23 protein-coding genes and 1 tRNA gene are annotated in these 24,626 nt (G+C 63.4%); 13 read left to right on the forward strand and 11 right to left on the reverse strand.

Translation table 11 applies throughout. The annotated features are described in order from the left end of the window. Positions 1-2: 2 nt before the first annotated feature. Positions 3-872: a LysR family transcriptional regulator gene (locus tag DAEP_RS0105050; protein WP_027243892.1), complete on the forward strand. Its 870-nt coding sequence runs from the start codon at positions 3-5 to the stop codon at positions 870-872. Between the two features lie 53 nt (positions 873-925). Here DAEP_RS0105050 and DAEP_RS0105055 read toward each other — a convergent pair. Both DAEP_RS0105055 and mepK read right to left on the reverse strand, forming a co-directional pair. Then, positions 926-1,002 (reverse strand) — tRNA-Arg (locus DAEP_RS0105055). Between the two features lie 169 nt (positions 1,003-1,171). Next, positions 1,172-1,741 carry a peptidoglycan L,D-endopeptidase MepK gene (gene mepK / locus DAEP_RS0105060; RefSeq protein ID WP_027243893.1) on the reverse strand — a complete coding sequence of 190 codons (570 nt, stop codon included), beginning with the start codon at positions 1,739-1,741 and terminating at the stop codon, positions 1,172-1,174. A gap of 348 nt (positions 1,742-2,089) precedes the next feature. Here mepK and DAEP_RS0105065 point away from each other — a divergent pair, with 348 nt between their 5' ends. From DAEP_RS0105065 to DAEP_RS0105080, 4 genes are read left to right on the forward strand one after another with little or no spacing between them, the layout of a single operon-like run. Continuing rightward, positions 2,090-3,718 carry a L,D-transpeptidase family protein gene (locus DAEP_RS0105065; RefSeq protein ID WP_027243894.1) on the forward strand — a complete coding sequence of 543 codons (1,629 nt, stop codon included), beginning with the start codon at positions 2,090-2,092 and terminating at the stop codon, positions 3,716-3,718. A 39-nt stretch (positions 3,719-3,757) separates the two neighbouring features. Further along, positions 3,758-4,831: a UDP-3-O-(3-hydroxymyristoyl)glucosamine N-acyltransferase gene (gene lpxD / locus DAEP_RS0105070; RefSeq protein WP_027243895.1), complete on the forward strand. Its 1,074-nt coding sequence runs from the start codon at positions 3,758-3,760 to the stop codon at positions 4,829-4,831. Between the two features lie 48 nt (positions 4,832-4,879). Further along, entirely contained in the window at positions 4,880-5,137 is a 258-nt protein-coding gene (locus DAEP_RS0105075; protein ID WP_008556312.1) for an acyl carrier protein, read from the forward strand. Positions 5,138-5,145: 8 nt separating this feature from the next. After that, positions 5,146-6,354, forward strand: coding sequence for a beta-ketoacyl-[acyl-carrier-protein] synthase family protein (locus tag DAEP_RS0105080; protein WP_027243896.1), 1,209 nt, complete (start codon positions 5,146-5,148; stop codon positions 6,352-6,354). Positions 6,355-6,424: 70 nt separating this feature from the next. On the opposite strand, the gene DAEP_RS0105085 is transcribed toward DAEP_RS0105080, so the two are convergent. Continuing rightward, positions 6,425-7,099, reverse strand: a complete 675-nt coding sequence (locus DAEP_RS0105085; RefSeq protein WP_027243897.1) for an invasion associated locus B family protein — start codon at positions 7,097-7,099, stop codon at positions 6,425-6,427. Positions 7,100-7,598: 499 nt separating this feature from the next. Here DAEP_RS0105085 and DAEP_RS0105090 point away from each other — a divergent pair, with 499 nt between their 5' ends. Continuing rightward, the gene (locus DAEP_RS0105090) at positions 7,599-9,143 is read left to right on the forward strand and encodes a helicase HerA-like domain-containing protein (protein ID WP_027243898.1); all 1,545 of its coding nucleotides are present in this window, start codon (positions 7,599-7,601) and stop codon (positions 9,141-9,143) included. Here DAEP_RS0105090 and DAEP_RS0105095 read toward each other — a convergent pair. The 6 genes from DAEP_RS0105095 to DAEP_RS0105120 all read right to left on the reverse strand — a co-directional run bounded on the left by DAEP_RS0105095 (position 9,130) and on the right by DAEP_RS0105120 (position 15,072). Further along, positions 9,130-9,807, reverse strand: coding sequence for a DUF2306 domain-containing protein (locus DAEP_RS0105095; protein WP_027243899.1), 678 nt, complete (start codon positions 9,805-9,807; stop codon positions 9,130-9,132). The two genes, DAEP_RS0105090 and DAEP_RS0105095, sit on opposite strands and share 14 nt — an antisense overlap. A 23-nt stretch (positions 9,808-9,830) precedes the next feature. Then, positions 9,831-11,153 (reverse strand): branched-chain amino acid ABC transporter permease, encoded by a 1,323-nt coding sequence (locus DAEP_RS0105100; RefSeq protein WP_027243900.1) that lies wholly within the window; start codon positions 11,151-11,153, stop codon positions 9,831-9,833. Next, positions 11,150-12,160 (reverse strand): branched-chain amino acid ABC transporter permease, encoded by a 1,011-nt coding sequence (locus tag DAEP_RS0105105; RefSeq protein WP_027243901.1) that lies wholly within the window; start codon positions 12,158-12,160, stop codon positions 11,150-11,152. Before DAEP_RS0105105 ends, DAEP_RS0105100 begins: the two co-directional genes overlap by 4 nt. A 2-nt stretch (positions 12,161-12,162) precedes the next feature. Next, positions 12,163-12,993 (reverse strand): ABC transporter ATP-binding protein, encoded by an 831-nt coding sequence (locus tag DAEP_RS0105110; RefSeq protein ID WP_084204398.1) that lies wholly within the window; start codon positions 12,991-12,993, stop codon positions 12,163-12,165. Continuing rightward, complete coding sequence (locus DAEP_RS0105115; RefSeq protein ID WP_008553574.1) at positions 12,990-13,778, reverse strand: ABC transporter ATP-binding protein; 789 nt, start codon at positions 13,776-13,778, stop codon at positions 12,990-12,992. The genes DAEP_RS0105110 and DAEP_RS0105115 overlap by 4 nt, the downstream gene beginning before the upstream one ends. 100 nt (positions 13,779-13,878) lie before the next feature. After that, positions 13,879-15,072, reverse strand: coding sequence for an ABC transporter substrate-binding protein (locus DAEP_RS0105120; RefSeq protein ID WP_008554718.1), 1,194 nt, complete (start codon positions 15,070-15,072; stop codon positions 13,879-13,881). A 189-nt stretch (positions 15,073-15,261) separates the two neighbouring features. Here DAEP_RS0105120 and DAEP_RS0105125 point away from each other — a divergent pair, with 189 nt between their 5' ends. Further along, a complete protein-coding gene (locus DAEP_RS0105125; protein WP_027243903.1) occupies positions 15,262-16,365 on the forward strand; it encodes a PQQ-dependent sugar dehydrogenase in 1,104 nt (367 codons plus the stop codon). A 20-nt stretch (positions 16,366-16,385) separates the two neighbouring features. On the opposite strand, the gene DAEP_RS0105130 is transcribed toward DAEP_RS0105125, so the two are convergent. Continuing rightward, complete coding sequence (locus DAEP_RS0105130; RefSeq protein WP_008553609.1) at positions 16,386-17,390, reverse strand: GlxA family transcriptional regulator; 1,005 nt, start codon at positions 17,388-17,390, stop codon at positions 16,386-16,388. Between the two features lie 180 nt (positions 17,391-17,570). On the opposite strand from DAEP_RS0105130, the gene DAEP_RS0105135 reads away from it, so the two are divergent. Next, complete coding sequence (locus DAEP_RS0105135) at positions 17,571-18,941, forward strand: class II 3-deoxy-7-phosphoheptulonate synthase (protein WP_008553612.1); 1,371 nt, start codon at positions 17,571-17,573, stop codon at positions 18,939-18,941. Positions 18,942-19,082: 141 nt separating this feature from the next. Here DAEP_RS0105135 and DAEP_RS0105140 read toward each other — a convergent pair whose 3' ends face one another. Next, the gene (locus DAEP_RS0105140; protein WP_027243904.1) at positions 19,083-19,922 is read right to left on the reverse strand and encodes a PAS domain-containing protein; all 840 of its coding nucleotides are present in this window, start codon (positions 19,920-19,922) and stop codon (positions 19,083-19,085) included. A 238-nt stretch (positions 19,923-20,160) separates the two neighbouring features. Between DAEP_RS0105140 and DAEP_RS0105145 the strand changes: the two genes are divergently transcribed. The 5 genes from DAEP_RS0105145 (at position 20,161) to DAEP_RS0105165 (ending at position 24,622) form a co-directional block, all read left to right on the forward strand. Next, on the forward strand, positions 20,161-21,057 hold the full coding sequence (locus tag DAEP_RS0105145) for a YicC/YloC family endoribonuclease (RefSeq protein ID WP_008555640.1): 897 nt from the start codon (positions 20,161-20,163) through the stop codon (positions 21,055-21,057). 16 nt (positions 21,058-21,073) lie between these two features. Then, a complete protein-coding gene (gmk, locus tag DAEP_RS0105150; protein ID WP_027243905.1) occupies positions 21,074-21,715 on the forward strand; it encodes a guanylate kinase in 642 nt (213 codons plus the stop codon). Beyond that, positions 21,712-22,233 (forward strand): gamma carbonic anhydrase family protein, encoded by a 522-nt coding sequence (locus tag DAEP_RS0105155; protein ID WP_027243906.1) that lies wholly within the window; start codon positions 21,712-21,714, stop codon positions 22,231-22,233. Before gmk ends, DAEP_RS0105155 begins: the two co-directional genes overlap by 4 nt. 101 nt (positions 22,234-22,334) lie before the next feature. Continuing rightward, on the forward strand, positions 22,335-23,375 hold the full coding sequence (locus tag DAEP_RS0105160; protein WP_027243907.1) for a sensor histidine kinase: 1,041 nt from the start codon (positions 22,335-22,337) through the stop codon (positions 23,373-23,375). Positions 23,376-23,581: 206 nt separating this feature from the next. After that, positions 23,582-24,622 (forward strand): substrate-binding domain-containing protein, encoded by a 1,041-nt coding sequence (locus DAEP_RS0105165; protein ID WP_027243908.1) that lies wholly within the window; start codon positions 23,582-23,584, stop codon positions 24,620-24,622. The last annotated feature ends 4 nt before the right edge of the window (positions 24,623-24,626 follow it).

A 24,626-nucleotide genomic window follows, 5' to 3' on the forward strand; every position in this document is an offset into this window, starting at 1 on the left:
TTATGGCTAAGAAAGTCACCAAACAGGGGCTGCCGCCTCTCGACTGGCTCAAGGTGTTCGAGGCGGCGGGCCGGCATGGCAGTTTCACTGCTGCGGCAGAGGAGTTTGGCGCCACCCAGGCCGCGGTCAGCCAGCGGATCCGAAATCTCGAGTCCTGGCTGGGCCGTCAGCTGTTCATCCGGTCGGCGCGCGGGGTGTCGCTGACTGTGGACGGCGAAAGCTACCTGCCGCTGGTTCATGACTCTCTGCGCGCGCTGGAGCAGGGAACCGAGAACCTGTTTGGTCAAACGGTCCGCGAGCTGCGGATTGCGGGCTTGCCGTCGCACCTGGAAATGCTTTTGCTGCCGCGGCTTGCGGCGTTTTCTGAAACCTGTCCGGACCTTCGGCTGGTCATCGAAACCGTGCCCAGGCGGCAGGATTTCGAGGCCGCTGACGGGGCCCTGCAGATCCGCTATGGCCGTGGCGGCTGGGAGGGGCGGCAGGAGGCGCTGCTGGCAGATGAAGTGCTGCAGCCGATGACCGCGCCGGGCCAGGCCGGTCACTGGCGGCAGCTGCCCGCGATCGAGCTGCGCGGCGAGCGGCCGGGCTGGACAGAATGGTCGCGTGTAACCGGCGAGGCTGCGCCGGAGGCGGGGCCGGTCTCCGTTGATTCCATGGCGCATGCCCTGAGGGCGGCGCGCCTGGGCCTGGGGGTTGTGCTGGGGTCCAGGGTGCTGGCGGCGAACCTGCTGCAAACCGGTCAGCTGGACTGCGCCCTGGCGCCGGAGCTGCCGACAATCGACGGCTACTGGCTGACTTGGCCGCCCAGCCTGGGAAAGTCCAAGCGGCAAAGCGAAGTGCTGAGCGCGCTGGCATCTGCCTTGCAGGCCTGACTTAGCGCAAGGACATCGGCAGAGCCGTTTTTTTACTGACCGGGTTTGGGAAATGGCGCACCTGAGAGGATTCGAACCTCTGGCCTCTGCCTTCGGAGGGCAGCGCTCTATCCAGCTGAGCTACAGGTGCGTTGTTAGGGCGGGGTATACCCGTGCTTTGCTGCCTCTGCAACGGGAAAAACTGCCTGTTTCCAATTTCATGGGGTTAAGGTGCAATGGCGCGGGAAGCGCCGCGCGCTGAAAACAAAAAAGCCTGCCCCGGGACGGGCAGGCTTGCATTCTTGCAGTGCCGGTTGCGGTCAGCCGCGCCAAGAGCGCACAACGCCGCAATCCATATGGACGAAATTCGAACGCTGATACTTGCCAACACCTCCGGCCCGGCAGGCTTCGGCGGCTTGGGCCATCTGCGACACCGAGCGCGACGCCAGCCGCAGGTCGGCAGCCTGGCCGCGCATGTGCAGCGAATTCTTGGCCACACCGCGCGAGCGGCTGCGCAGCATCGCGTTCGTCTTGGGGCTGCGGTAGCCCGACAGCAGCATGTAGGGCTCGTTCACATCCAGAAGGTTATGCGAAGCAGCCATGATGTCGATGGTGCGAAGGTCGATTTCCTTAACATCATCGGTGCGCCAGTCGCGCATGAAGTGATTGATTTCCTTGACCGCGTCTTTGATGTACTGGCCGTCGATCCAGTAGACCATGTCCACACGCTCGCCGGTGCGGCCCGAGTACATTCGGATGCGCCGGATATCCCCGCCGCCGCGCAGGAAGCCTGCTGCATTTGAGAAAGTTGGGGCTGCTGCTACTGCTGTTGCAGCAAAAACACCCAAAAGAGAACGCCGGGAGATCCCCGTGCCCGTGGTTTCTGCCATTGATACTGCGCCGTCCCGTACGCTGTTAGTCCTGCCTAAATGCCCGATGTTACGGGCTCGTCAACGCTCGTAGTTAACGTGCGGCATGTATGGCACAGCGAGAATCCTGTTCCAACATTTCTTTGCCGCACTGTAACGTATGACCCGTTTTTCGGCGAATTCTTGCGCAAAAGGGGAGGGACATGGAACTTTTCCCCGCGACTGTTGCAGGCGGGTTTCATAGACGCGGCAACGGTGCATCAGGGTTAACTTTTCGCGATTGTGAGTGGACAACGCAGGCTGGCATTTACCAGAATTTCAGATAGGCACTGGCAAGATTGGAATAAACGGCACAAGGACCGGAGATTTATGACGCGCGCATCCGCTGGATATGTATTGCCGGGACTCAAAGCCGGGCTTTTTGCCCTGGCCCTGAGCGGTCTGGCCGCCGGAACCATGGCCGGCGCCGCACAGGCCGATATTCCGGCGGCGTTCCGCCAGGCCGTGGCCGAGTCGGCCTCTGCCGATGATGCGGTTGCCAGATTTTACCGGGAGAACGGCTATCAGGCGATCTGGACCGGCGCGGATGAGGCCTCGCGCCAGCGCCGCAGCGCGCTGCTGGCCGCACTGAACGACACCCGCGCCCACGGGCTGCCGGACCGCTCGGCTGAGGTCAACGCCCTGTTGCAGCAGATGCAGCAGGCGCGCACCACCCGCGATTTCGGCATGGTCGAGGCGGCGCTGAGCATGGCGCTGGTGGATTATGCCACTGATCTGCAGACCGGCCTGCTGGAGCCCTCGCGGATCGATGACGGCATGGTGCGCAAGAAACATACCGTGGACGGCGCCAGCTTTTTGGCCGGTATCCGCGACACACAGCCCTTTGCCTATATGCGCAGCCTGGTGCCTGCATCGCCGCAATACCGCGGCCTGATGCGCGAGAAGCTGCGTCTGGAGCAGGTTCTGGCAGCCGGCGGCTGGGGGCCTGCGGTGCAGGCCAAGACGCTGGAACCGGGCGAGCAGGGCCCGGCGGTCATTGCCCTGCGCAACCGGCTGATGGCGATGGGCTATCTGCCGCGCAGCGCCGCCCGCAGCTATGACGCCGCGATGGTGCAGGCCGTGCAGAGCTTCCAGTCGGATCACGGTCTGGAAACGGATGGCGTTGCGGGCGCGGGCACCCTGGCAGAGGTCAACAAGCCAGTGAGCGACCGCCTGAAATCGGTGATCATCGCGATGGAGCGGGAGCGCTGGCTGTCCCCGGACCGGGGCGAACGCCATATTCTGGTCAACCAGACCGATTTCACCGCCAAGATCGTCGATAACGGCGATGTGACCTTTGAAACCCGCTCGGTGATCGGCAAGAACACCGACGACCGCCGCAGCCCCGAATTCTCCGACGAGATGGAGCATATGGTGATCAACCCGAGCTGGTACGTGCCGCGCTCGATCATCACCAAGGAATATCTGCCCAAACTTCGGAACAACCCCAACGCTGTCGGCCACATCCAGATCACCGACCGCCGCGGCCGGGTGGTGAACCGCAGCGCCGCCGATTTCTCGCAGTACAACGCGCGGAACTTCCCCTATTCCATGCGCCAGCCCCCCAGCAGCAGCAATGCGCTGGGTCTGGTCAAGTTCATGTTCCCGAACAAATACAACATCTACCTGCACGACACCCCGCAAAAGAGCCTGTTTGCCCGCGAAGTGCGCGCCTTCTCGCATGGCTGCATCCGCCTGGCGCAGCCGTTTGAATTTGCCTATGCGCTGCTGGCGCGCCAGACTGAGGATCCCAAGGCCTTCTTCCACCGCATCCTGAACAGCGGCCAGGAAACCAAGGTCGAACTGGAACAGAAGGTGCCGGTGCATATCATCTACCGGACCGCGGTGGTGTCCAGCAAAGGCCGGGCCGAATTCCGCCGCGATGTCTATGGCCGCGACGCCAAGATCTGGGCTGCACTGGAACGGGCAGGGGTGGTGCTGCCCAGCGTTCAGGGGTAAATACCGGGCCCATACAGGATTATTCTGAAAGGGCCTGCCATGTTCACAATCCGCCAGATCGCCGAGTCCCTGGGCGCCGAAGCCCAGGGCGACCTGGACCTGCAGATTGCAGGCGCGGCTGAACCGCAGGATGCCCAAGCCGGCCAGATTGCCATGGCGATGGCACCGAAATACGCGGAAGGCCTGCAGGCAGGCAATGCGCAGGCCGCAGTGCTGTGGGAAGGCGCGGACTGGGAATCCTTCGGGCTCAAGGCCGCCATCTTCGCCCCGCGCCCGCGGATGACCATGTCCGGCGTGACCGCCATGCTGGACCGCGGCCAGGGGTTCACGTCCGGCATCCACCCCTCCGCCGTCATCGATCCCAGCGCCGAACTGGGCGAGGGCGTCTCCGTCGGGCCGCTGACGGTTGTTGCAGCCGGTGCAAAGATCGGCGCCGGGTCCGTGATCGGCCCGCACTGCTATATCGGTGCGGATGCGGTGATCGGGGCGGAGGCCCAGCTTCGCGAGATGGTCTCCATCGGTGCCCGCGCCACCATCGGCGACCGTTTCCGCGCCCAGCCGGGCGCGCGGGTCGGCGGCGACGGGTTCTCTTATGTCACACCGGAAGTGTCGGGTGCCGAAAACGCCCGCAAGACCCTGGGCGATCAGGGCGAGGCCAAGGCGCAATCCTGGGTCCGCATTCATTCTCTGGGGGCGGTCACCATCGGCGATGATGTGGAGCTAGGCTCCAACTGCACCATTGATAACGGCACCATCCGCGACACCGTGATCGGCAACGGCAGCAAGCTTGATAACCTGGTTCACGTCGGCCACAACACCCGCGTCGGCAACGACTGCCTGCTGTGCGGCCAGACCGGGATCTCCGGGTCGGTCGACATCGGCAACAACGTTGTGCTGGGCGGCCAGACCGGTGTGGTCGACAATATCTTTATCGGCGACGGCGTGATCGCCGGCGGCGGCACCAAGATTCTGTCGAATGTGCCCGCCGGCCGTGTGGTCATGGGCTATCCGGGCGTCAAGATGGAGACTCACACTGAGATGTATAAAGCACAGCGGCGCCTGCCGCGGCTGATGCGTGACATCGAATTGTTAAAAAAGGCTGTTTTCAAGTAACGGCCGAATACCTACATCAGCGCCAGGCAGAAAATCAGGGATCCTTACATGAGCACGCAGGACAAGGTCATTGCAATCATTGCCGAACAGGCGGTTCTGGAGCCGTCGGATGTGACCCTCGACAGCACCTTGGAGGATCTTGGCATCGACAGCCTGGGGCTGGTCGAAAGCATCTTTGCCATTGAAGAGGAATTCGACATTTCAATTCCCTTCAATGCCAACGAGCCCGGGAAAAGCGATTTCGACATCTCCACTGTGGCGGCCATCGTCGCGGGCATCGACAAGCTGATCCTGGAAAAGGCCTAAGCCCTCTCATGAAGCGCGTTGTCATTACCGGGGCCGGGACCATCAATGCACTGGGCCATTCCGTGCCCGCCACGCTGGAGGCCATGCGCGAAGGCCGCTGCGGCATAGGCGACCTGGAATTCCGCGATGTGGAGCGGCTGGCGATCCGCATCGGCGGCCAGGTCCGCGGGTTTGAGGCCGAAGGCCGGTTCAACCGCCAGCAGATGAGCCTTTATGACCGCTTCACCCAATTCACCCTGACCGCCGCCAAGGAAGCGATTGAGCAGTCCGGGCTGGAATTTCATGGCGAGCTGTCTGCCAAAGCCGGCGTGGTTCTGGGCAATTCCGGCGGCGGCATGCAAACGCTGGATGAGAACTACCGCAGCGTTTACGAGGACGGCAAGAACCGGGTGCATCCCTTTGTGGTGCCCAAGCTGATGAACAATGCCGCGGCCGGCCATGTGTCTATGCAGTTCAACCTCAAGGGTCCGAGCTTCACCGTTTCCACCGCCTGCGCGTCCTCCAACCATGCGATGGCGCAGGCGTTTCAGATGGTGCGCTCGGGGATGAGCCCGGTGATGATCACCGGCGGTTCGGAATCGATGCTGTGCTTCGGCGGCGTGAAGGCCTGGGAGGGCCTGCGGGTGATGTCCAAGGATGCCTGCCGGCCGTTCAGCGCCAACCGCAACGGCATGGTGCAGGGCGAAGGCGCCGGCGTGTTTGTGTTCGAGGAATACGACCACGCCAAAGCGCGCGGCGCAGAGATTCTGTGCGAAGTCATCGGATTCGCCATGTCCTCGGACGCGGCCGATATTGTCATGCCCAGCAAGCAGGGCGCCGCACGGGCGATTGCCGGGGCGCTTCAGGATGCCCGCGTCGGCGCGTCCGAGGTCGGCTATATCAACGCGCATGGCACTGGCACCGCGGCCAACGACAAAACCGAATGCGCGGCGGTGGCGGATGTGTTCGGCCCCCATGCCGACAGCCTGATGATCTCCTCCACCAAATCCATGCACGGCCACCTGATCGGCGGCACCGGTGCGGTGGAGCTGCTGGCCTGCATCATGGCGCTGCGCGACGGGGTGATTGCCCCGACCATCGGCTATGAGGAACCGGACCCGGAATGCGCCCTGGATGTAGTCCCGAACGAGGCGCGCGAGGCGAGGGTCGAGGTGGCGCTGTCCAATGCTTTTGCCTTTGGCGGGCTGAACGCGGTGCTGGCCCTGCGCAGGGTCTGAGGGCCGCGAAACGCAAAACGCCGCGGCCCCAGGGGCGCGCGGCGTTCCGGTTTTTGGGAAGGTGCCAGCGTTACTGCTTGACCACGTCCACCACGTCATATCCTGCGGTGAAGCCGCTCAGCGACAGCTTCATCTCCACCACCTGGTCCGGAGCAGGCGCCGGGCGCAGCGACAGCGTGGCTTGCTTGCCTTTCTTGAAGGCGTCGATATCGCCTTGGGTCAGGCCGATCTGCGCCACGCAGCCCAGCTGGTTGCAGAAGGAATAGTTGTAACGCTTCGCCGGTGCGCCGTCGATCGAGATGGTCAGCGCGGCCGGCAGCAGGGTTTCCAGCGGCACGATCACGGTCGCGCCGGCAACGGCCTGGCCGCCTTGCTGGTCAATCCGGAACAGCGACACCTCGGCAATCGGATTGCCTTGCGGACCCGCCAGAACCTGCAGCAGCGAGCAGGGGTCGGTTTCGCTCTCGGTCTTGATGCAGGCCAGATCCCAGTCGCCGTGCTTCTCTTTGGAATAGCGCTGGCCCAGCTGCGGGCCGGTGCCGACCGGTTCGCCAAGATCCAGAATATCGTCCGCGGTCGATTCTGCCTTTTCGCCTTGCTCAGCCTGTTGTTCGGGCTGTTGCTCGGCCTGTTCCGCGGTATCCGCCCCGGCGGTCTCCTCTTCCGCCGCTGTTTCCTGCGCTGCCAGCGGTGCGGTCATGGCCAGCAGTGCGGCCAGCGTGATCGGGGTCAGGGACTTCAACATGAATGCCTCATTTTTCTACAGACGCTGCTTTTGCGTGTAACACGCGGCCCAGGCAGTGTCAGGTTAATATCAGGCGATCTGCGGGGAAAACCGCTCAATCTGCCTCAACCATGGAAGTTGCTGATTAAGAACAAAAAAGGGAACCCGCTGGTTCCCTTTTTCGTATTTGCGTCTCCCCGTCGGACTGGCCGACTTAGTTATTGCGTAGGACGTTACGAAAGGGCTGGCCATCGGTCAACATGCAACTTCAAAAAAATGCAGTGCAGCCCTGATTTGGCGGAAATAGGCGGTGATGGCGGCGGGATGCAGGTCGGGGTGCCTGTTTTACAGGCAGCTGTGCCGAAAAAAGGAGGCCGTGCGCAAGGCACGGCCAGTCTGACAGGGAGGAAATGTCCGCCGCGGCAACCGCAAGTGCAGGGGCGGGCAAGATTGACTATCGCACGGAAAAGTTAACGTTGTATTGTTATCCACAGGCAGAACACACAGGCAGGAGCGAGGCATGACAGAACAGGTATTTCTGGGCGGCGGCGGCGAGGATTACGGGACGCCGCAGGGGCTGGCCTTGAAATATGCCAACCGCCACGGTCTGATCGCCGGCGCAACCGGCACCGGAAAGACGGTGACGCTGCAGATCCTGGCCGAAGGGTTTTCCAATGCCGGCGTGCCGGTGATCCTGTCGGATGTGAAAGGGGACCTCTCAGGCCTGGCAAAGGCGGGCTCGGCCAGCCACAAGCTGCACGACGCCTTTACGGCCCGGGCGGAGAAGATCGGTTTTTCCGGCTATGGCTACCATGCCTGTCCGGTCACCTTCTGGGACCTTTACGGCGCGCAGGGCCACCCGGTGCGCACCACGGTGGCCGAGATGGGCCCATTGCTGCTGGCGCGCCTCTTGGAGCTGAGCGAGGCGCAGGAGGGCATCCTGAACATCGCTTTCCGGCTGGCCGACGATGAGGGGCTGCCGCTGCTGGATCTGAAGGACTTGCAGGCGCTGCTGGTCTGGACTGGCGAGAACCGCAGCCAGCTGTCGCTGCGCTACGGCAATGTCTCGCCCGCGTCGATCGGGGCGATCCAGCGCCGTCTGCTGGTGCTGGAAAACCAGGGCGGCGCGGAACTGTTCGGGGAGCCGGCCTTGGCGCTAAGCGACCTGATGCGGTGCGATGAGGCCGGCAAGGGCATGGTCAATATCCTGGCCGCGGACAAGCTGATGGCGGCGCCGGGCCTTTATGCGACGTTTCTTCTCTGGCTCCTCAGCGAGCTGTTCGAGGAGCTGCCGGAGGTCGGTGACCCGGACAAGCCGCGGCTGGTCTTCTTCTTTGACGAGGCGCATTTGCTGTTCGACGACGCCCCAAAGGCGCTGATCGACAAGGTGGAGCAGGTGGCCCGGCTTATCCGCTCCAAGGGCGTGGGCGTGTATTTCATCACCCAGAACCCGGCCGACGTGCCGGAGGATATCCTTGGCCAGCTTGGCAACCGCATCCAGCACGCCTTGCGTGCCTTCACCGCCAAGGACCGCAAGAATCTCCGGCTGGCTGCCGGGACCTACCGCGAGAACCCGCGCTTCCCTACCGAGGACGCCATCCGCGAGGTGGGAGTGGGCGAGGCGGTCACTTCGATGCTGCAAAAGAAAGGGGTGCCAGGCGTGGTGGAGCGGACGCTGATCCGGCCGCCCAGCTCCCAGCTTGGCCCGATCACGGAACAGGAACGGGCAGCGATATTGAAAGCATCCGCAATGGCCGGAAAGTACGACACGCCGCTGGACCGCCGGTCCGCCTATGAGATCCTGGCGCAACGGGCGCAAACAGCCGCGCAGGAGGCGGAAGTGTCAGAGAGGGAGGCTGAGGAGGCCTCGCAGCCCGCAGCGCGTGAATTCAACGCGGGGCGCCGGTACTCTGGAACTCGGGTCAGCCGCTCCACGTCCCGCCCAAGCCGCGAGAAGGACACCTTTACCTCGGCGATGTCGGAGGCGGTAATCAAGGAACTGAAAGGCACCACCGGCCGCCGCATCGTCCGCGGCATCCTGGGCAGCCTGTTCAGGGGGCGCTAGGGCGGCGCCGCAGCACCAACTCCAGCAGCAGCAGCCAGGGCAGATAAAAGCCCGCATTCATGAACAGATCGAACCCGCCGGTAAACTGCGGGTTCGATGCAGCCCCGCCGGTGGCCAGCACCCACAGCCCGTATTGAACCCGGTACAGCCAGGACCCCATCGCAAGGACCAGCAGGCGCAGCGCCCACCTGCGGTGGCGGGCGGTTTGCCCTTGCCGCGCCAGGCGGGCCGTTTGCAGGGCTGCGGCCAGCAGAAACAGGCCATAGACGGAAAACCCTGCGTCCATTGGCCAGCCGCCAATCGTGCCCTGCCGGGCGGTAAAGGCCAGCCCGCCCGCGGCCGTCACGCAGGCCGCCAGGACAAGCAGGCGGCCCAGCCACCTGTGCAGCGCGGGCAGACGCCCGCTGAGGCCCAACCCCAGTTGCAGAGGCGCCAGAACCGGCAGCGCGGCCCCGATCAGCATGTGCACAGAGATGGCCGCATTGGACCAAACCGCACCCGGAACGAATAGATAGCTGTCTCTCTTTGCACTGCCGCCCAGCCCCTCGATCCCGAACACGGCGGCGTAATAGCTGAAAGGCGCGGCCAGCAGCGCCAGAAAAACAAGGGCCGCAGCTTTCGCCGCGGCCCCCTTTGATGTTGTTTTTTGCAGGCTGTGTTGCACAAGAGCTATCCTGAAGCTGTTGCCTATTTCTCCGGGATCAGGCCCCGCGGGCTGAACCTCAGCACCAGAAGCAGGATCAGGCCCATTGTGAACAGCCGCATGTGCGAGGCGCTTTCCATCAGATGCGCCTTCAGTGCGCTGCCCTCTCCCATGCCAGAGGTCACTAGCTCCATCAGCAGGATACCCATCGGTTCTACCTTGATCCAGAAGAACCAGATCAGCATGCCGCCCAGGACCGCGCCGAAGTTGTTTCCGGAACCGCCGACGATCACCATCACCCAGATCAGGAAGGTGAAGCGCAGCGGGTTGTAGGTGCCCGGCGTCATCTGGCTGTCCAGCGTGGTCATCATCGCGCCGGCAATGCCGCAGATGGCGGAGCCCAGCACGAAGATCTGCAAGTGGCGGCGGGTGACGTCCTTGCCCATCGCCTCAGCTGCGGTCTCGTTGTCGCGGATCGCGCGCATCATCCGGCCCCAGGGGCTTTTCAGCGCCATCTGCGCCATCCATAGGAGCGCCAGCAGCACCACCGTGAACATCAGCGCATAGCCTGCCTTGACGTAGACGGTCGATGCCGTGACCGGGTCCATGCCCCAGCTTGCCGCGCGTTCCACAAAGGACGGATCGTTTTGCAGATCCACCTCATAAGGCAGCGGGCGGGGCAGGCCGACGACGTTTTTCACACCGCGCGACAGCCAGTCCTCGTTCTTCAGGACCGCGATGATGATCTCGGCAATCCCCAGGGTGGCAATCGCCAGATAGTCGGAGCGCAGCCCCAGCGCGGTCTTGCCGATCAGCCAGGCGGCACCGGCTGCCAGCAGGCCGCCCGCGGGCCAGGCCAGCAGCACCGGCAGGCCCAGGCCGCCGATATTGCCCTGCAGCGCGGGGTTGATCGCCTCGACCGAGCCGACCGCCGGATCGAAGATCGCGCGGTAGACGAAGAAGCCCGCGATCAGCACAACGGCCAGCACCAGCGCACGCAGTTTTCCTGCAGGCATGAACTTGGTGATCATCACCGCGGCCACAACCGTAAGCGCGCCCATCACCAGGGCCATCACGATGCTGACGCCGCCCGACGACCAGGCCGCCGGTATCACCGGCGTCGACACCAGCACCACGGCCAGCCCGCCGAGCGCGGTAAAGCCCATGATGCCGACGTTGAACAGCCCGGCAAAGCCCCACTGGATGTTCACGCCGATGGCCATGATGGCCGAGATCAGCCCCATGTTCAGGATCACCAGCGCCGAGTTCCAGGAGCCGGAGAAAAACAGGAAGTCGGTCATGCCTTCTGCAAGGATCATCACGCCGACAAAGACGAAAAGAAGGGTATGTTTCATAGTGTCGGTCATACCGCTTTCCCTTTGAAAAGGCCGGTAGGCTTGAACAGGAGGACGACAATCAGGATCGCAAAGGAAACCGCGAACTTGTAGTCGGTGCTGAGGAGCTGAACCAGCCCGTCAGGCGCCAGGCTGTCCGGCAGGCCGTAGGTCAGCACCTTCTTCCAGGCATAGGTGATCGTCACCTCGGAGAAGGCGATGATGAACCCGCCGGCAATCGCGCCAATCGGGTTGCCGAGGCCGCCCACGATGGCGGAGGCAAAGATCGGCAGCAGAAGCTGGAAATAGGTGAACGGCTTGAACGACTTGTCGAGGCCGTAGAGAACCCCGGCGATGGTCGCCAGTGCCGCCACGATCATCCAGGTGTACATCACCACGCGCTCCGGGTTGATGCCCGACAGAAGCGCCAGATCCTCGTTATCCGAGTAGGCGCGCATGGATTTGCCGGTGCGGGTCTTGTTCAGGAACCAGAACAGCGCTGCAACCACGATCACAGCAGTGATCACGGTCAGCGCCTCAGTGGTCTTGATCGCCAGGCCTTCCTGCAGCCCGGTCAGTTGCTTGAAGGTCCGGGCCGAGATCACAAAGCGTTCGCCATCTGTAAAGCGCTGATCGCCCGGCCCGATGATGAAGCGCACGATGCCGTTCATCATGAACATCACACCCAGCGAGACCATCACAAAAATCACAGGCTTCGCCTTTTGCTGGCGGTAGAACCGGTAGACGGTCCGGTCGGTGACAAGGGCCAGCGCAATGGTGCCGAGGATGCCAAACGGCAGCGCCAGCAGCGCGGTCGGCAGCGGCCCTGCGCTCAGGCCCGCGGACTGGAACATCCAGGTGAACAGGATGGTGACCATCGCGCCGAACGCCATGGTGTCGCCATGGGCAAAGTTTGAGAACCGCAGGATCCCGTAGATCAGAGTCACCCCCAGCGCGCCAAGCGCCAGCTGGCTGCCATAGGCGAGGCCGGGGACAATCACAAAGTTGGTAAGCGCCACGAGGGCGTTGAGAAGATCCATGCTTAGCCCCCCAGGAAAGATTTGCGAACTTCGGGATCGGCCAGCAGCTCCTTGCCGGTGCCGGTAAAGGCATTGCGCCCCTGCACCAGGACATAGCCTTTGTCCGCGATCTCAAGCGCTTGCTTGGCGTTCTGCTCCACCATCAGGATCGGCAGCCCGGTGCGGGCGACCTCGATGATGCGGTCGAACAGCTCATCCATCACGATGGGGGAGACGCCTGCCGTCGGTTCGTCCAGCATCAGCACCTTGGGCTTTGTCATCAGCGCGCGGCCCACCGCCACCTGCTGGCGCTGGCCGCCGGACAGCTCACCGGCCGGCTGGTTGCGCTTGTCGCGCAGGATCGGGAACAGGTCATAAACCTGCTCCATCGTGTCCCGGAAATCATCGGTGCGGATGAAGGCGCCCATCTCCAGGTTCTCCTCCACCGTCATCGAGGTGAAGATGTTGCTGGTCTGCGGTACAAAGCCCATGCCCTTGATCACCCGGTCCTGCGGGCTGAGCAGGGTGATGTCCTCGCCATCGAGCCGGACGGAGCCGGAGCGCACGTCCAGCATCCCGAACACCGCCTTCATCGCGGTCGACTTGCCGGCGCCGTTGGGGCCGACGATCACGGCGATCTCGCCCTTGTCGACGGCGATGGTGCAGTCATGCAGGATGTCAGGTCCCTTGCCGTAGCCGCCGGTCATGGTGTCGCCGATCAGGAACGGGCCGCCCTCGACCTTGCGGACAGGACCGCTTTTAAGATGGGCGGGCTGCATCGTGCCCACGCCTTTCAGGTTGGTGATCGAGGCATCCTTGTTGCCGTGATCGTCCTGGTAGGGGTTGTCGCTCATGCGTCCGCCTCCAGCTTGTCCTTGTTCTTCAGACCGGTGCCCAGATAGGCCTCGATCACATGCTCGTTTGCCTTGATCTCGTCCAGGGTGCCTTCGGCCAGCTTCTTGCCCTCGGCCATGCAGATCACCGGGTCGCAGAGGCGGCCGATGAATTCCATGTCGTGTTCGATGACGACGAAAGTATAGCCGCGCTCCTCGTTGAGGCGCTTGATCGCATCGGCGATGGTATAGAGCAGGGTGCGGTTCACGCCGGCGCCAACCTCGTCGAGGAAAACGATCTTGGCGTCCACCATCATGGTGCGGCCCAGTTCCAGCAGCTTTTTCTGGCCGCCGGACACCTGGCCCGCCTTCAGGTCCGCGATGTGGCTGATGGTCAGGAACTCCAGCACCTCGTCGGCCTTGGCCCGCAGTGCGCGTTCCTCGTCGGCGATCCGCTTGCGGCCGAACCAGGTGTTCCACAGCGTCTCGCCCGACTGGTTGCCCGGCACCATCATCAGGTTTTCCCGGCAGGTCATCGAGGAGAACTCATGCGCGATCTGGAAGGTGCGCAGCAGCCCCTTGTGGAACAGCTCATGCGGCGGCAGGCCGGTGATATCCTCACCGTCCATGGTGACCCGGCCTGAGGTCGGTTCCAGCACACCCGCGATAACGTTGAAAAGAGTGGTTTTCCCGGCACCGTTCGGGCCGATCAAACCGGTTATGGACCCCTTAGCGATTTCCAGCGAAGCGCCATCCACCGCGTGGAACCCGCCGAAGTGCTTGTGCAAGTCCTCGACGACGATCATGTCATTACATCCCCTGCCGCAGTTTTTGCGGCGTTTTTTAATTTGGAACAGCCCGGGAAAAACCCGGGCTGTTCTTTTTTGGTTGCTTTTCCAATGCTTATCAGCGGAAGCGAAGGGTTTCGTTCTTGCCGTCCTTCACTTCGATCTCGCGGTAGGAGCCTGCGCTCTCACCCGGGCCGATCAGCTCAACGCCGGTTGCGCCCTGGTAGTCGATCTCACCGCCGGCGGCGAGGATTTCCAGCGCCTTGCCCAGCTCGCCCGGGTTGATCGGCTCGCCCGGCGCGTTGGCCACGTCCAGGATCTTGCCGACATAATCCGCCGGGTTGGTGGAGTTTGCCGCCTGCATCGCCAGCAGGAACAGCGCCGCCGCGTCATAGGATTCGGACGCGTAGGCCGAGGTGCCGTCAAAGCCGCGCTCTTTGGCCATCTCGGCAAAGATTTCCGCGCCCTTGCTGTCGGAACCGGCGATCTGGCCGAAGGAGCCGTCCAGATCCGGGCCGACGTTCTGGGGCAGGGTATCGCCGATCATGCCGCCGGGCAGCCCGAAGGTGTCAAACGCACCGGAATCCAGCGCGCCCTGGATGATGCCGAGGCCGCCCTGATCCAGATAGCCCGCAACCACCAGGATGTCGCCGCCGGCCGAGGCCAGCGCGCCGACTTCAGCGGAATAGTCGCCCTTACCGTCTTCATGCGCAGTCACGATGGTGACTTCGCCGCCGGCTTCCTCGAAGGAGGTCTTGATCGCGTCCGCCAGACCCTTGCCGTAGTCGTTGTTGGTGTAGGTCAGGGCGATCGAGTTGATGCCGCGCTCTTTCAGGATCTCGGCCATCACCTGGCCTTCGCGCGCGTCCGACGGCGAAGTGCGGAAGAACAGGCCGTTGTCTTCCATGGTGGACAGGCCGGGCGAGGTGGCCGACGGCGAGATCATCACCATGCCATTCGGAATCGCCACGTTCTGCAGGATGGCGCCGGTCACGCCGGAGCAGTCGCCGCCGATGATGCCGTTCACACCCTCAGCCACCAGCTTTTCGCCGTTCGCCACTGCCAGGCCGTTGTCGATGCAGCCGGTGTCAGCGCGGACCGGGGTCACGGTGGCGCTGTCCAAGAGCTTGCCCGACTTGGTGACCTCTTCCATGGCCAGCTCAGCGCCGGCACCCATGGCCGGGGCCAGCGATTCAATCGGGCCGGTGAAGCCGAACAGCACGCCCAGTTTCACTTCCTTCGCATGGCCGCCAGCAAATGCGGTGCCAGCGGTCAGCGCAGCGGCCGCAGTGGCCATCAGCAGTTTTTTCATTTGAGAACTCCCATTGTTGGAACAAAAATGTTCACATCGGACCCTAGGCAAGCCGGTTGAAAAAGAAAAGTCTTATTGAACCGGAACAATTTACCTCGGGCCGCCTGTTTCGCGCTGCTCCTCCTCTTGATCCCCGGATGCAGCGCCGGCGTGGATTTACCGTGGAATCAGCAGAAGGAAAAGACCTCAATGCTACAACTGCTTCGCCCCGCGACGCTTGCCCTGGCGCTGATGGCGGTTTGCACGGCGGCCTTCGCAGAAACGCTCTCCACCAGCCAGGGCACGCTTCGCGTCACCCGGATGGCTGCGGGGTTTGATGTGCCCTGGGCGTTTGCGTTTCTGCCGGACGGCGGCCTTTTGGTGACAGAGCGGGACGGCCAGCTGTTCCATGTGCAGGGCGGGCAAAAGCAGCGCGTCAGCGGCACGCCTGCGGTGGCCGCCGAGGGGCAGGGCGGGCTGCTGGATGTCATGGTGCCGCGCGACTTTACCAGCAGCCGCGAGGTTTTCCTGACCTACGCCAAGCGCCAGGGACGCGGGGCCGGCACCGCCCTGGCCGTTGGCAAGCTCAGCCGGGACAATGCGGAGCTGACCGGCGTCAAGCTGCTGTTCGAGGCCGCGCCAGGCTCCCGCGGCGGCCGGCATTTCGGCGCCCGCGTGGTCGAGGCGCGGGATGGCACCCTGTTCCTTTCTCTGGGGGAGCGCGGCGACCGGCCCAGCGCCCAGAACCTGCGGCTGCACCAGGGATCGGTGGTGCGGATCAACCGCGACGGCACGGTGCCCGCCAGCAACCCGTTTACCGGCAGGCAGGACGCCCAGCCGGAAATCTGGTCCTACGGCCACCGCAACCCGCAGGGCATGGCGCTCGATTTGCAGGGCAACCTGTGGGTGGCGGAGCATGGCGCCAAGGGCGGCGATGAGGTCAACCGGGTGCAAAGAGGCGCCAATTACGGCTGGCCGGTGATCTCCTACGGGCGCCACTACTCCGGCGCGCGGATCGGCGAGGGCACCGCGAAACCCGGCATGGAGCAGCCGGAATGGTATTGGGATCCCTCCATCGCGCCCTCCGGCATGATGATCTACTCCGGACGCATGTGGCCGGAATGGCGTGGCGATGTTTTCGTCGGCTCGCTGAAGCTCGACTACATCGCGCGCCTCTCAGGCGCGCCGCTGACGGAGGTGGAGCAATTGCGAAGCGGCGAGACGGGCCGCATCCGCGACGTGCGGGAAGCGCCCGACGGCAGCATCTGGTTTGCCTCGGAAACGGAAGGCGCGGTTTTCAGGCTGTCCCGCTAGGCAGAACAGCCTGCAGCCGCTCAGACCTTATAAGCCGCCGCCTTGCTGCCGCGTTCCCGGTACGGCGTGGTGTCGTAATGCGCCCGGTAGCATTTGGAGAAATGCGACGGCGAGGCAAAGCCGCAGGCCAGCGCCACGTTGATCACGCTCATGTCGGTCTGCATCAGGAGGTTGCGCGCCTTCTGCAGCCGCAGCTCCATATAATAGCGCTTGGGCGAGCGGTTCAGGTACCGGCGGAACAGGCGTTCCAGCTGGCGGGTTGACATGCCCACATCCTGCGCAAGGATCGAGGGGCTGATCGGCTCTTCGATGTTGGCTTCCATCATCTGGATCACCATCGACAGCTTGGGGTGGCGCACGCCGATGCGGGTCGGGATCGACAGCCGCTGGGTGTCCTGGTCGGTGCGGATCGAGGAGTAGATCAGCTGGTCCGCCACGGCATTTGCCAGCTCCTCGCCGTGATCGTTCGCTATCAGCTTGAGCATCAGGTCGATGGAGGAGGTGCCGCCTGCGGTGGACACCCGGTTGCCGTCGATCACGAACACCGATTTTGTCAGGTCGACCTCGTCGAATTCTTCGGCAAAGCTGTCGGCGTTTTCCCAGTGGATGGTGGCCCGTTTGCCGTCCAGCAGCCCGGCTTTGGCCATGGCATAGGACGCCGTGCACAATCCGCCCATGGTCAGCCCCTTGCGGGCCTCGCGGCGCAGCCAGGACAGCAGCTTCTTGGTGGTCGCCTCCTGCACGTCGATGCCGGAGCACAGGATCACCACATCATCGCGGCGCAGCTCGACCAGATCGTCGTCCAGCTGAAACGTCGTGCCGGCCGAACAGGTTACGGTACCGCCGCCTTCGCCGATCAGGGACCAGCAATAGGCTTCGGTGCCGCTCATCCGGTTTGCGATCCGCAGGCATTCGACCGCCGATGCAAAGGACAGCATCGTGAACTTGTCGAGCAACACAAAAACGAACCTTTTCGGCTGGCCGGCTTCTTTTCCAGAATCAGCAGGCTTGCGCGACGTCTGCATGGCGGGGTCCTTCGAGAAACAAGTCGGGCCGCGGGAGCAGGCTCCGCGGCAGGTCAGAAAACCGTGTTCACAGGATGGACGCCGGGTCAAGTGGCCGAAATTCTAAACTGGCCTCCAAGGTACGGATTTCGTATAGAGCTCCCAATAATTTCTAAAGTCCTCTTAAGCGGAGAAAAAGTCATGAGCGAATGGCAAAAATCGGACTGGCGCAGCAAGCCGCGGGTTCAGATGCCGGACTATACCGATGCGGCCGCGCTGAACGCTGTCGAGGCTCAGCTTTCCAAATATCCTCCGCTGGTTTTTGCCGGTGAGGCGCGCCGCCTCAAGCAGCATCTGGGCGCTGCGGGCCGCGGCGAGGCGTTTCTGCTGCAGGGCGGCGACTGTGCCGAAAGCTTCGACCAGTTCAGCGCCGACGCGATCCGCGACACCTTCAAGGTGATGCTGCAGATGGCGATGGTGCTGACCTACGGCGCCAAGGTGCCGGTGGTGAAGGTGGGCCGCATGGCCGGCCAGTTCGCCAAGCCGCGCAGCGCGCCGACCGAAGTCATCGATGGCGTCGAGCTGCCCAGCTACCGCGGCGATATCATCAATGAACTTGCCTTCACGCCCGGCGCCCGCATTCCCGATCCCAGCAAGATGCTGCAGGCCTATACCCAGGCCGCGGCCACGCTGAACCTGCTGCGCGCCTTCTCCACCGGCGGTTTTGCCGACATGAGCCGGGTTCACTCCTGGACGCTGGGGTTCACCGATGAACAGGAAGTCCAGAAGTACAGCGAGATCGCGACCCGCATCCAGGACACCATCGACTTTATGGCGGCTGCCGGGATCAATGCCGACACCACCCATGAATTCTCCACTGTCGAATTCTACACCAGCCATGAAAGCCTGCTGCTGGAATATGAAGAGGCGCTGACCCGTCTCGATTCCACCTCCGGCAAATGGCTGGCCGGCTCCGGCCACATGATCTGGATCGGCGACCGCACCCGGCAGCCGGACGGCGCCCATGTGGAATTCTGCCGCGGCGTGCTGAACCCGATCGGCCTCAAATGCGGCCCGACCACCACCGCCGAGGACCTGAAGGTGCTGATGGCGCGCCTGAATCCCGAGAACGAAGAGGGCAAGCTGACCCTGATTGCCCGCTTCGGCGCCGGCAAGGCGGGCGAGCATCTGCCGCGGCTGATCAAGGCGGTCAAGGAAGAAGGCGCCAAGGTGACCTGGGTCTGCGACCCGATGCACGGCAATACCATCAAATCCTCGACCGGCTACAAGACCCGCCCGTTCGAAAGCGTGCTGCGCGAAGTGCGCGACTTCTTCGGCGTCCACAAGGCCGAGGGCACCGTGCCCGGCGGCGTGCACTTCGAGATGACCGGCCAGGACGTGACCGAATGCACCGGCGGCGTCCGCGCCGTGACGGAGGAAGACCTGAGCGACCGCTACCACACCGCCTGCGATCCGCGCCTGAATGCAAGCCAGTCGCTGGAACTAGCCTTCCTGGTGGCAGAGGAACTGTCCGCCCTGCGCGCCGCCCAGAGCGCCCGTCAGGCCGGCTGACACCGGGCAGGCCGCGGGTTCGCGGCCGGTCCGCAAGGTCCAGTAAACAAAAAAAGCGCCCCGGGGTTCTCCCTCGGGGCGCAGTCAATTCAAGTGCTATGACCTTGTACTTGAATGAAAACAGCTATGCGGTGCGGCCTGTCAGTCGCGGCTGACCACCAGGCGCAGATGCGGTGCGCCCTTGGGTTTGGCCGGGGGCGCCGCGGGCGCATCCGCCGGTGCCGCCGGTCTGGCCGCGCGGCTGCGCTCCAGCAGTGCCTTGGCCTCGTCCAGAATGGACCGCTCCGGCTTGAACCGCGCCTGGGTTTCGGCAAAGCCCGGGTTGGGCCGGTTCACGTCGCGACGCTCTTCCTTGGCGGCAGGCGTGGCGGCGTCAGGCCGCGGCTTGGCTTTGAACCCTGCGGTGCCGGTTGCCTTGCTGACCGCGCGCATTTCGATCGAGGAGATCGAAAACCGCTGCGAAGTGACCGTTTCGCCATCATCCGCCACCAGCACACCCAGAACCCGGCTGATATCGCCCAGATCGCTGCGCAGCGGCAGCATCAGCATCCGGGCCTCGCGCGGGGTGCGCAGGCGCGGCGCTTCGATCTGCAGTTCCAGTTCCACGATTGCCGGGGTCTCGAACATATGCTCCATCGCCGAGCTCAGCTGCTTGCGCGCGTCGGTGGTGAAGAAAGCGGTGATCGGCATGCCGCGCACCTCCATGCCGGCCATGCCGTTCACCAGCGACCCGGCCAGGCGGAACCGCGCAATGCCCGGTGCGATCCGTTCCAGAATAAAGGTGTGGCTCAGGATGTTCTCCAGCCCGCGCGGGTCGATCTGGGACCGGCTCGGCACATCATCGCCGCGCCGCAGGGCCGTCCAGTAGGCCTCAGCCTGGCGCAGCGGCGACAGCGGCCCGCCTTTGCGGAACCGGTTCATCGAAACAACCTTGTCCTGACTGCTCATCGTCTCAGTGCCGCTGCGGCTGCCAAAAAACATCTCATATCCCCTTCAACCCCGGCGTGCCTTGCGTCCCCTGCAGCCAGCGGCTGCGTTAACACTTAGGGCCGGTATGGTTACCCTGAAGTTAAGATGCCACAATCTAATTCAAATTTGGACTACTTCTTTAAGCAATGGTTAACGCGCAGGACTAGCGGCGTTTATGCGATTGCGCTTGCACCCTATACTTTCGAGACAGTAGAGCTGTCCAACCACCAGCGACGAGAGGGCCTTTCTTATGACCATCCGCAGCATGACCGCCTTTGCCTCTGCGCAGGGCAGCACCGGGCAGCACAGCTGGAGCTGGGAGCTCCGCTCGGTCAATGCCAAGGGGCTGGACATCCGGCTGCGGGTGCCGGATTGGCTGGAAGGCCTTGAAAACCATATCCGTTCGGTTTTGTCCAAAGCGCTGGCGCGAGGCAATGTATCATTGACGCTGCGGGTCATCCGGACCGAAGACAGCGCCGCGCAGGTCCAGATCAACACTGCGGTGCTGCAGTCGGTGATCAAGGCCCTGGGCGAGGCGCAGTCGATTGCCGAGCAGAACCGGGTCGGCATCCGCCCGGCCTCCGCCGCGGAGGTGCTGGGCTTCAAGGGGGTGCTGGAACAGGCCGCAATTGACGACGATCCGGCGCCGCTGGTGAGAACGCTGAGCAAGGAACTGGAAACCCTTGTGGCGGAGTTCGTGCAGATGCGCGAGGCCGAAGGTGCCGCGCTTGCCGTAATCCTTAACGGCCAGCTGGAGCAGGTCGCCTCGCTGACGGCGCAAGCGGGCGCCCGCGCTGATGAGCGCAAGTTGAAAATGGCCGAGACCTTCAAGGCCAATCTGGCCCGGGTGCTGGACAACGCCGATGGTGCCGATCCGGACCGGGTGGCGCAGGAACTGGCGCTGATCGCGGTCAAAGCGGATGTCACTGAAGAACTGGACCGCCTTGGCGCCCATGTCGGCGCCGCGCGCGATCTGCTGATCAAAGGCGGCGCGGTGGGCCGCAAGCTCGATTTTCTGATGCAAGAGTTCAATAGAGAAGCAAACACGCTCTGTTCAAAAGCGCAGCACAGCGCCTTGACGGCGGTAGGGCTTGAGCTGAAAACCGTGATCGACCAGATGCGCGAGCAGGTGCAGAACATAGAATAAGAAAAGGAGTGCCCAGATGGCGGACCGCCGCGGCCTTTTGATCATCCTCTCATCGCCTTCGGGCGCAGGCAAATCCACGCTGGCCCGCCGCCTGATGGCCTGGGACCCGGGCCTCAAGTTCTCGGTCTCCGCCACCACCCGCGCCCCGCGCCCGGGCGAGGAGCACGGCCGCGAGTATTTCTTCATGTCCGAGGACGAGTTCCGCCAGAAGGTGGCCCAAGGCGGCATGCTGGAGCACGCCCACGTCTTCGGCAATTTCTACGGCTCGCCCGCAGGCCCGGTCAGGGACACCATCGAGGCCGGCCAGGATGTGCTGTTTGACGTCGACTGGCAGGGCGAGATCCAGATCCGCAACTCCGATCTCGGCAAGCACGCGCTGTCGATCTTCATCCTGCCGCCCTCGATCCCGGAGCTGCGCCGCCGCCTGGAAACCCGTGCCCAGGACAGCGAGGAGGTGATCGCCAAACGGATGCAGAAAAGCTGGGATGAGATCAGCCACTGGGGCTATTACGATTACGTGCTGGTCAACGACGACCTGGACCAGACCGAGGCCAAGCTCAAAACCATCGTCGAAGCCGAACGCATGCGCCGGATCCAGCAGCCAAAGCTGCAGGAGCATGTGCGCGCCCTGCAAACCCAATTCGAGGAACAGTCATGACCCTCTACGCACTTGGAGCAGACACGCCGCAAATTCATGAGGACACCTGGGTTGCCCCCGATGCCAATCTGATCGGCAAGGTGGTGATGGAGGCGGGGTCTTCGGTCTGGTTCGGCGTCACCATCCGCGCCGATCACGAGGAGATCCGCATCTGCGAAGGCACCAACGTGCAGGAAAACGTGGTGATGCACATCGATGCGGGCTATCCGCTGACCATCGGCAAGAACTGCACCATCGGCCACAAGGCAATGCTGCACGGCTGCACCATCGGCGAAAACACCCTGGTCGGCATGGGCGCAACCATCCTCAATGGCGCCAGGATCGGCAAGAACTGCCTGATCGGCGCCGGCGCGCTGGTCACCGAAAACAAGGAAATCCCCGACAACTCGCTGGTCATGGGCAGTCCCGGCAAGGTGGTGCGCGAGGTCGATGCCGCGCTGGCAGAGAAGCTCACTCAAAGCGCGCTCCACTATCAGGACAACATGCGCCGCTTCCGGGTGGAACTGAAACCGCTGTAATCAGGCGACGCCCGCCGGATTTTGCGCTGGCTGAACGGGGGTGCCACACGGCGTTTACATAGCGGCGCTAGGCAGGCCGGACTCTCAACGACGGGGATCTGATGACGACGGAGATGATTGACGGATTTCTGGCGGCCATCCCGCTGCCCGCGGTGCTGGTGGACCAGACAGAGCGGTTTATCGCAGTGAATGACGATGCCGCCGCGCTGCTGGGGCGGGGGGTGAAGGGGCGTCATTTCGCCACCATCCTGCGCCAGCCCAGCGTGGCCGCCGCCATCGAGGGCTGCCTGCGCGACCGCAGCCCCCGCGTTGCCAAGCATCTTGCCAACGACGGCGCGCAAGACACCACCTTTGCCGTCACCCTGCGCTATGTTCCCGGTATCGGCGCCGTCGCCGGCGGCGCAGTTCTGGCCTGTTTCGATGACGTCACCGAACGCGAGCAGGCAGGCCAGATGCGGCGCGATTTTGTCGCCAATGTCAGCCACGAGCTGCGCACCCCGCTGACCGCGCTGATCGGCTTCATCGAAACCCTGCGCGGCCCGGCCCGCGAGGATGCGCCGGCCCGCGACCGTTTTCTGGCCATCATGGAGGGCGAGGCCAGCCGGATGAACCGCCTGGTGGGCGACCTGCTTTCGCTGAACCGGGTGGAAAGCGAAGAACGGGTGCGGCCCAAGCAGACCGTCGATCTGACCGGCCATCTGGCCTCGACGCTCAAGACGCTTCAGCCGGTGGCAGAGGCCCGCGGCGTGCAGATAAGTCTGGAGGCCCCGGACGAGGCGGTTTCGGTCACGGGCGATCCGGACCAGTTGCAGCAAGTCTTTACCAATCTGGTGGAAAACGCGGTGAAATACGGGGGCGATCAGGTCCGGGTGGTGCTGAGCCGCACCGACCGCGACCCGTCGGTGCGCGCCGCCGCCGCCCGCGTTCAGGTGATCGACAACGGGCCGGGAATCGATCCCGTCCACCTGCCGCGCCTGACCGAACGCTTTTACCGCGCCGACAGCCACCGCTCGCGCGAGATGGGCGGCACCGGGCTGGGCCTGGCGATTGTAAAACACATCGTTAACCGCCACCGCGGCCGCCTGCGAGTTGACAGCGAACTGGGGCAAGGCTCTGTTTTCACGGTTGTTCTTCCGGTATAGCCGCCGCCTTAAACCCTCAAACCAGCAAGCCGCCGCCGGACAGTTCCGGCGGCGGTTTGCTGATTCATGACACATTTTTTTCCGCCGGAACCGGGTTTGTCATGAACCTGTTACACTGGTGTCACAAAAGCCTCATCAGCGGCCTCTAGGTGATGCGCCAAGGTCACCGAGGGGTGATCGAACATTGAAAACTCATGGAGACAAAGATGTCCTTTGTGAAACTGACCGCTTCCGCCCTGGCAATTTCCGCCGTTTCTGCCACCGCAGCAGCCGCGCGCGACCAGGTGCAGGTTGCCGGTTCGTCGACCGTTCTGCCCTATGCTTCTATCGTGGCTGAGGCTTTTGGCGAGAATTTCGACTTCCCGACCCCGGTTGTGGAATCCGGCGGCTCCTCCGCGGGCCTCAAGCGGTTCTGCGAAGGTGTCGGTGAAAACACCATCGACGTCGCCAATGCGTCGCGCAAGATCAAGGACAAGGAAATCGCCGCCTGTGCCGAAAACGGCGTGACCGACATCATCGAGGTCCGCATCGGTTATGACGGCATTGTGTTTGCCTCCGACAGCAGCGCCAACGCCTTTGAATTCACCCCGTCCGACTGGTTCCTGGCGCTGTCCGACAAGATCCTGGTTGATGGCGAACTGGCCGACAACCCGAACACCACCTGGGCCGACGTGAACCCGGATTTCCCGGCCGTTGACATCCAGGCCTTCGTTCCGGGCACCAAGCACGGCACCCGCGAAGTGTTCGAAGACAAGGTGATCCTGGCGGGCTGCGAGGAAACCGGCGCCTTTGAAGCCTTCAAGGAAGCCAATGGCGGCGACAAGAAAGCTGCTGAAAAGGCCTGTATCGCCCTGCGCACCGACGGCAAGTCGGTCGACATCGACGGCGACTACACCGAAACCCTGGCCCGCATCGAAAGCAACAAGAACGGCATTGGCGTCTTTGGCCTGGCCTTCTATGAAAACAACACCGACAAGCTGCAGGTTGCGACCATGTCCGGCGTTGTGCCCTCGACCGAGAGCATCGCATCCGGCGAATACCCGGTGTCCCGCCCGCTGTTCTTCTACGTGAAGAAAGCCCACATCGGCGTGATCCCGGGCCTGAAGGAATACGCTGAATTCTTCGTCGCCGACGAAGTTGCAGGCGAAGACGGCCCGCTGGCCGAATACGGCCTGGTCGCAGACCCGGAACTGGCCGACACCCAGGAAACCGTCGCAAACGAAGCCGTCATGGGCGGCAACTCCTAAGGCT

Source organism: Leisingera daeponensis DSM 23529 (assembly GCF_000473145.1).
Lineage (GTDB): Bacteria > Pseudomonadota > Alphaproteobacteria > Rhodobacterales > Rhodobacteraceae > Leisingera > Leisingera daeponensis.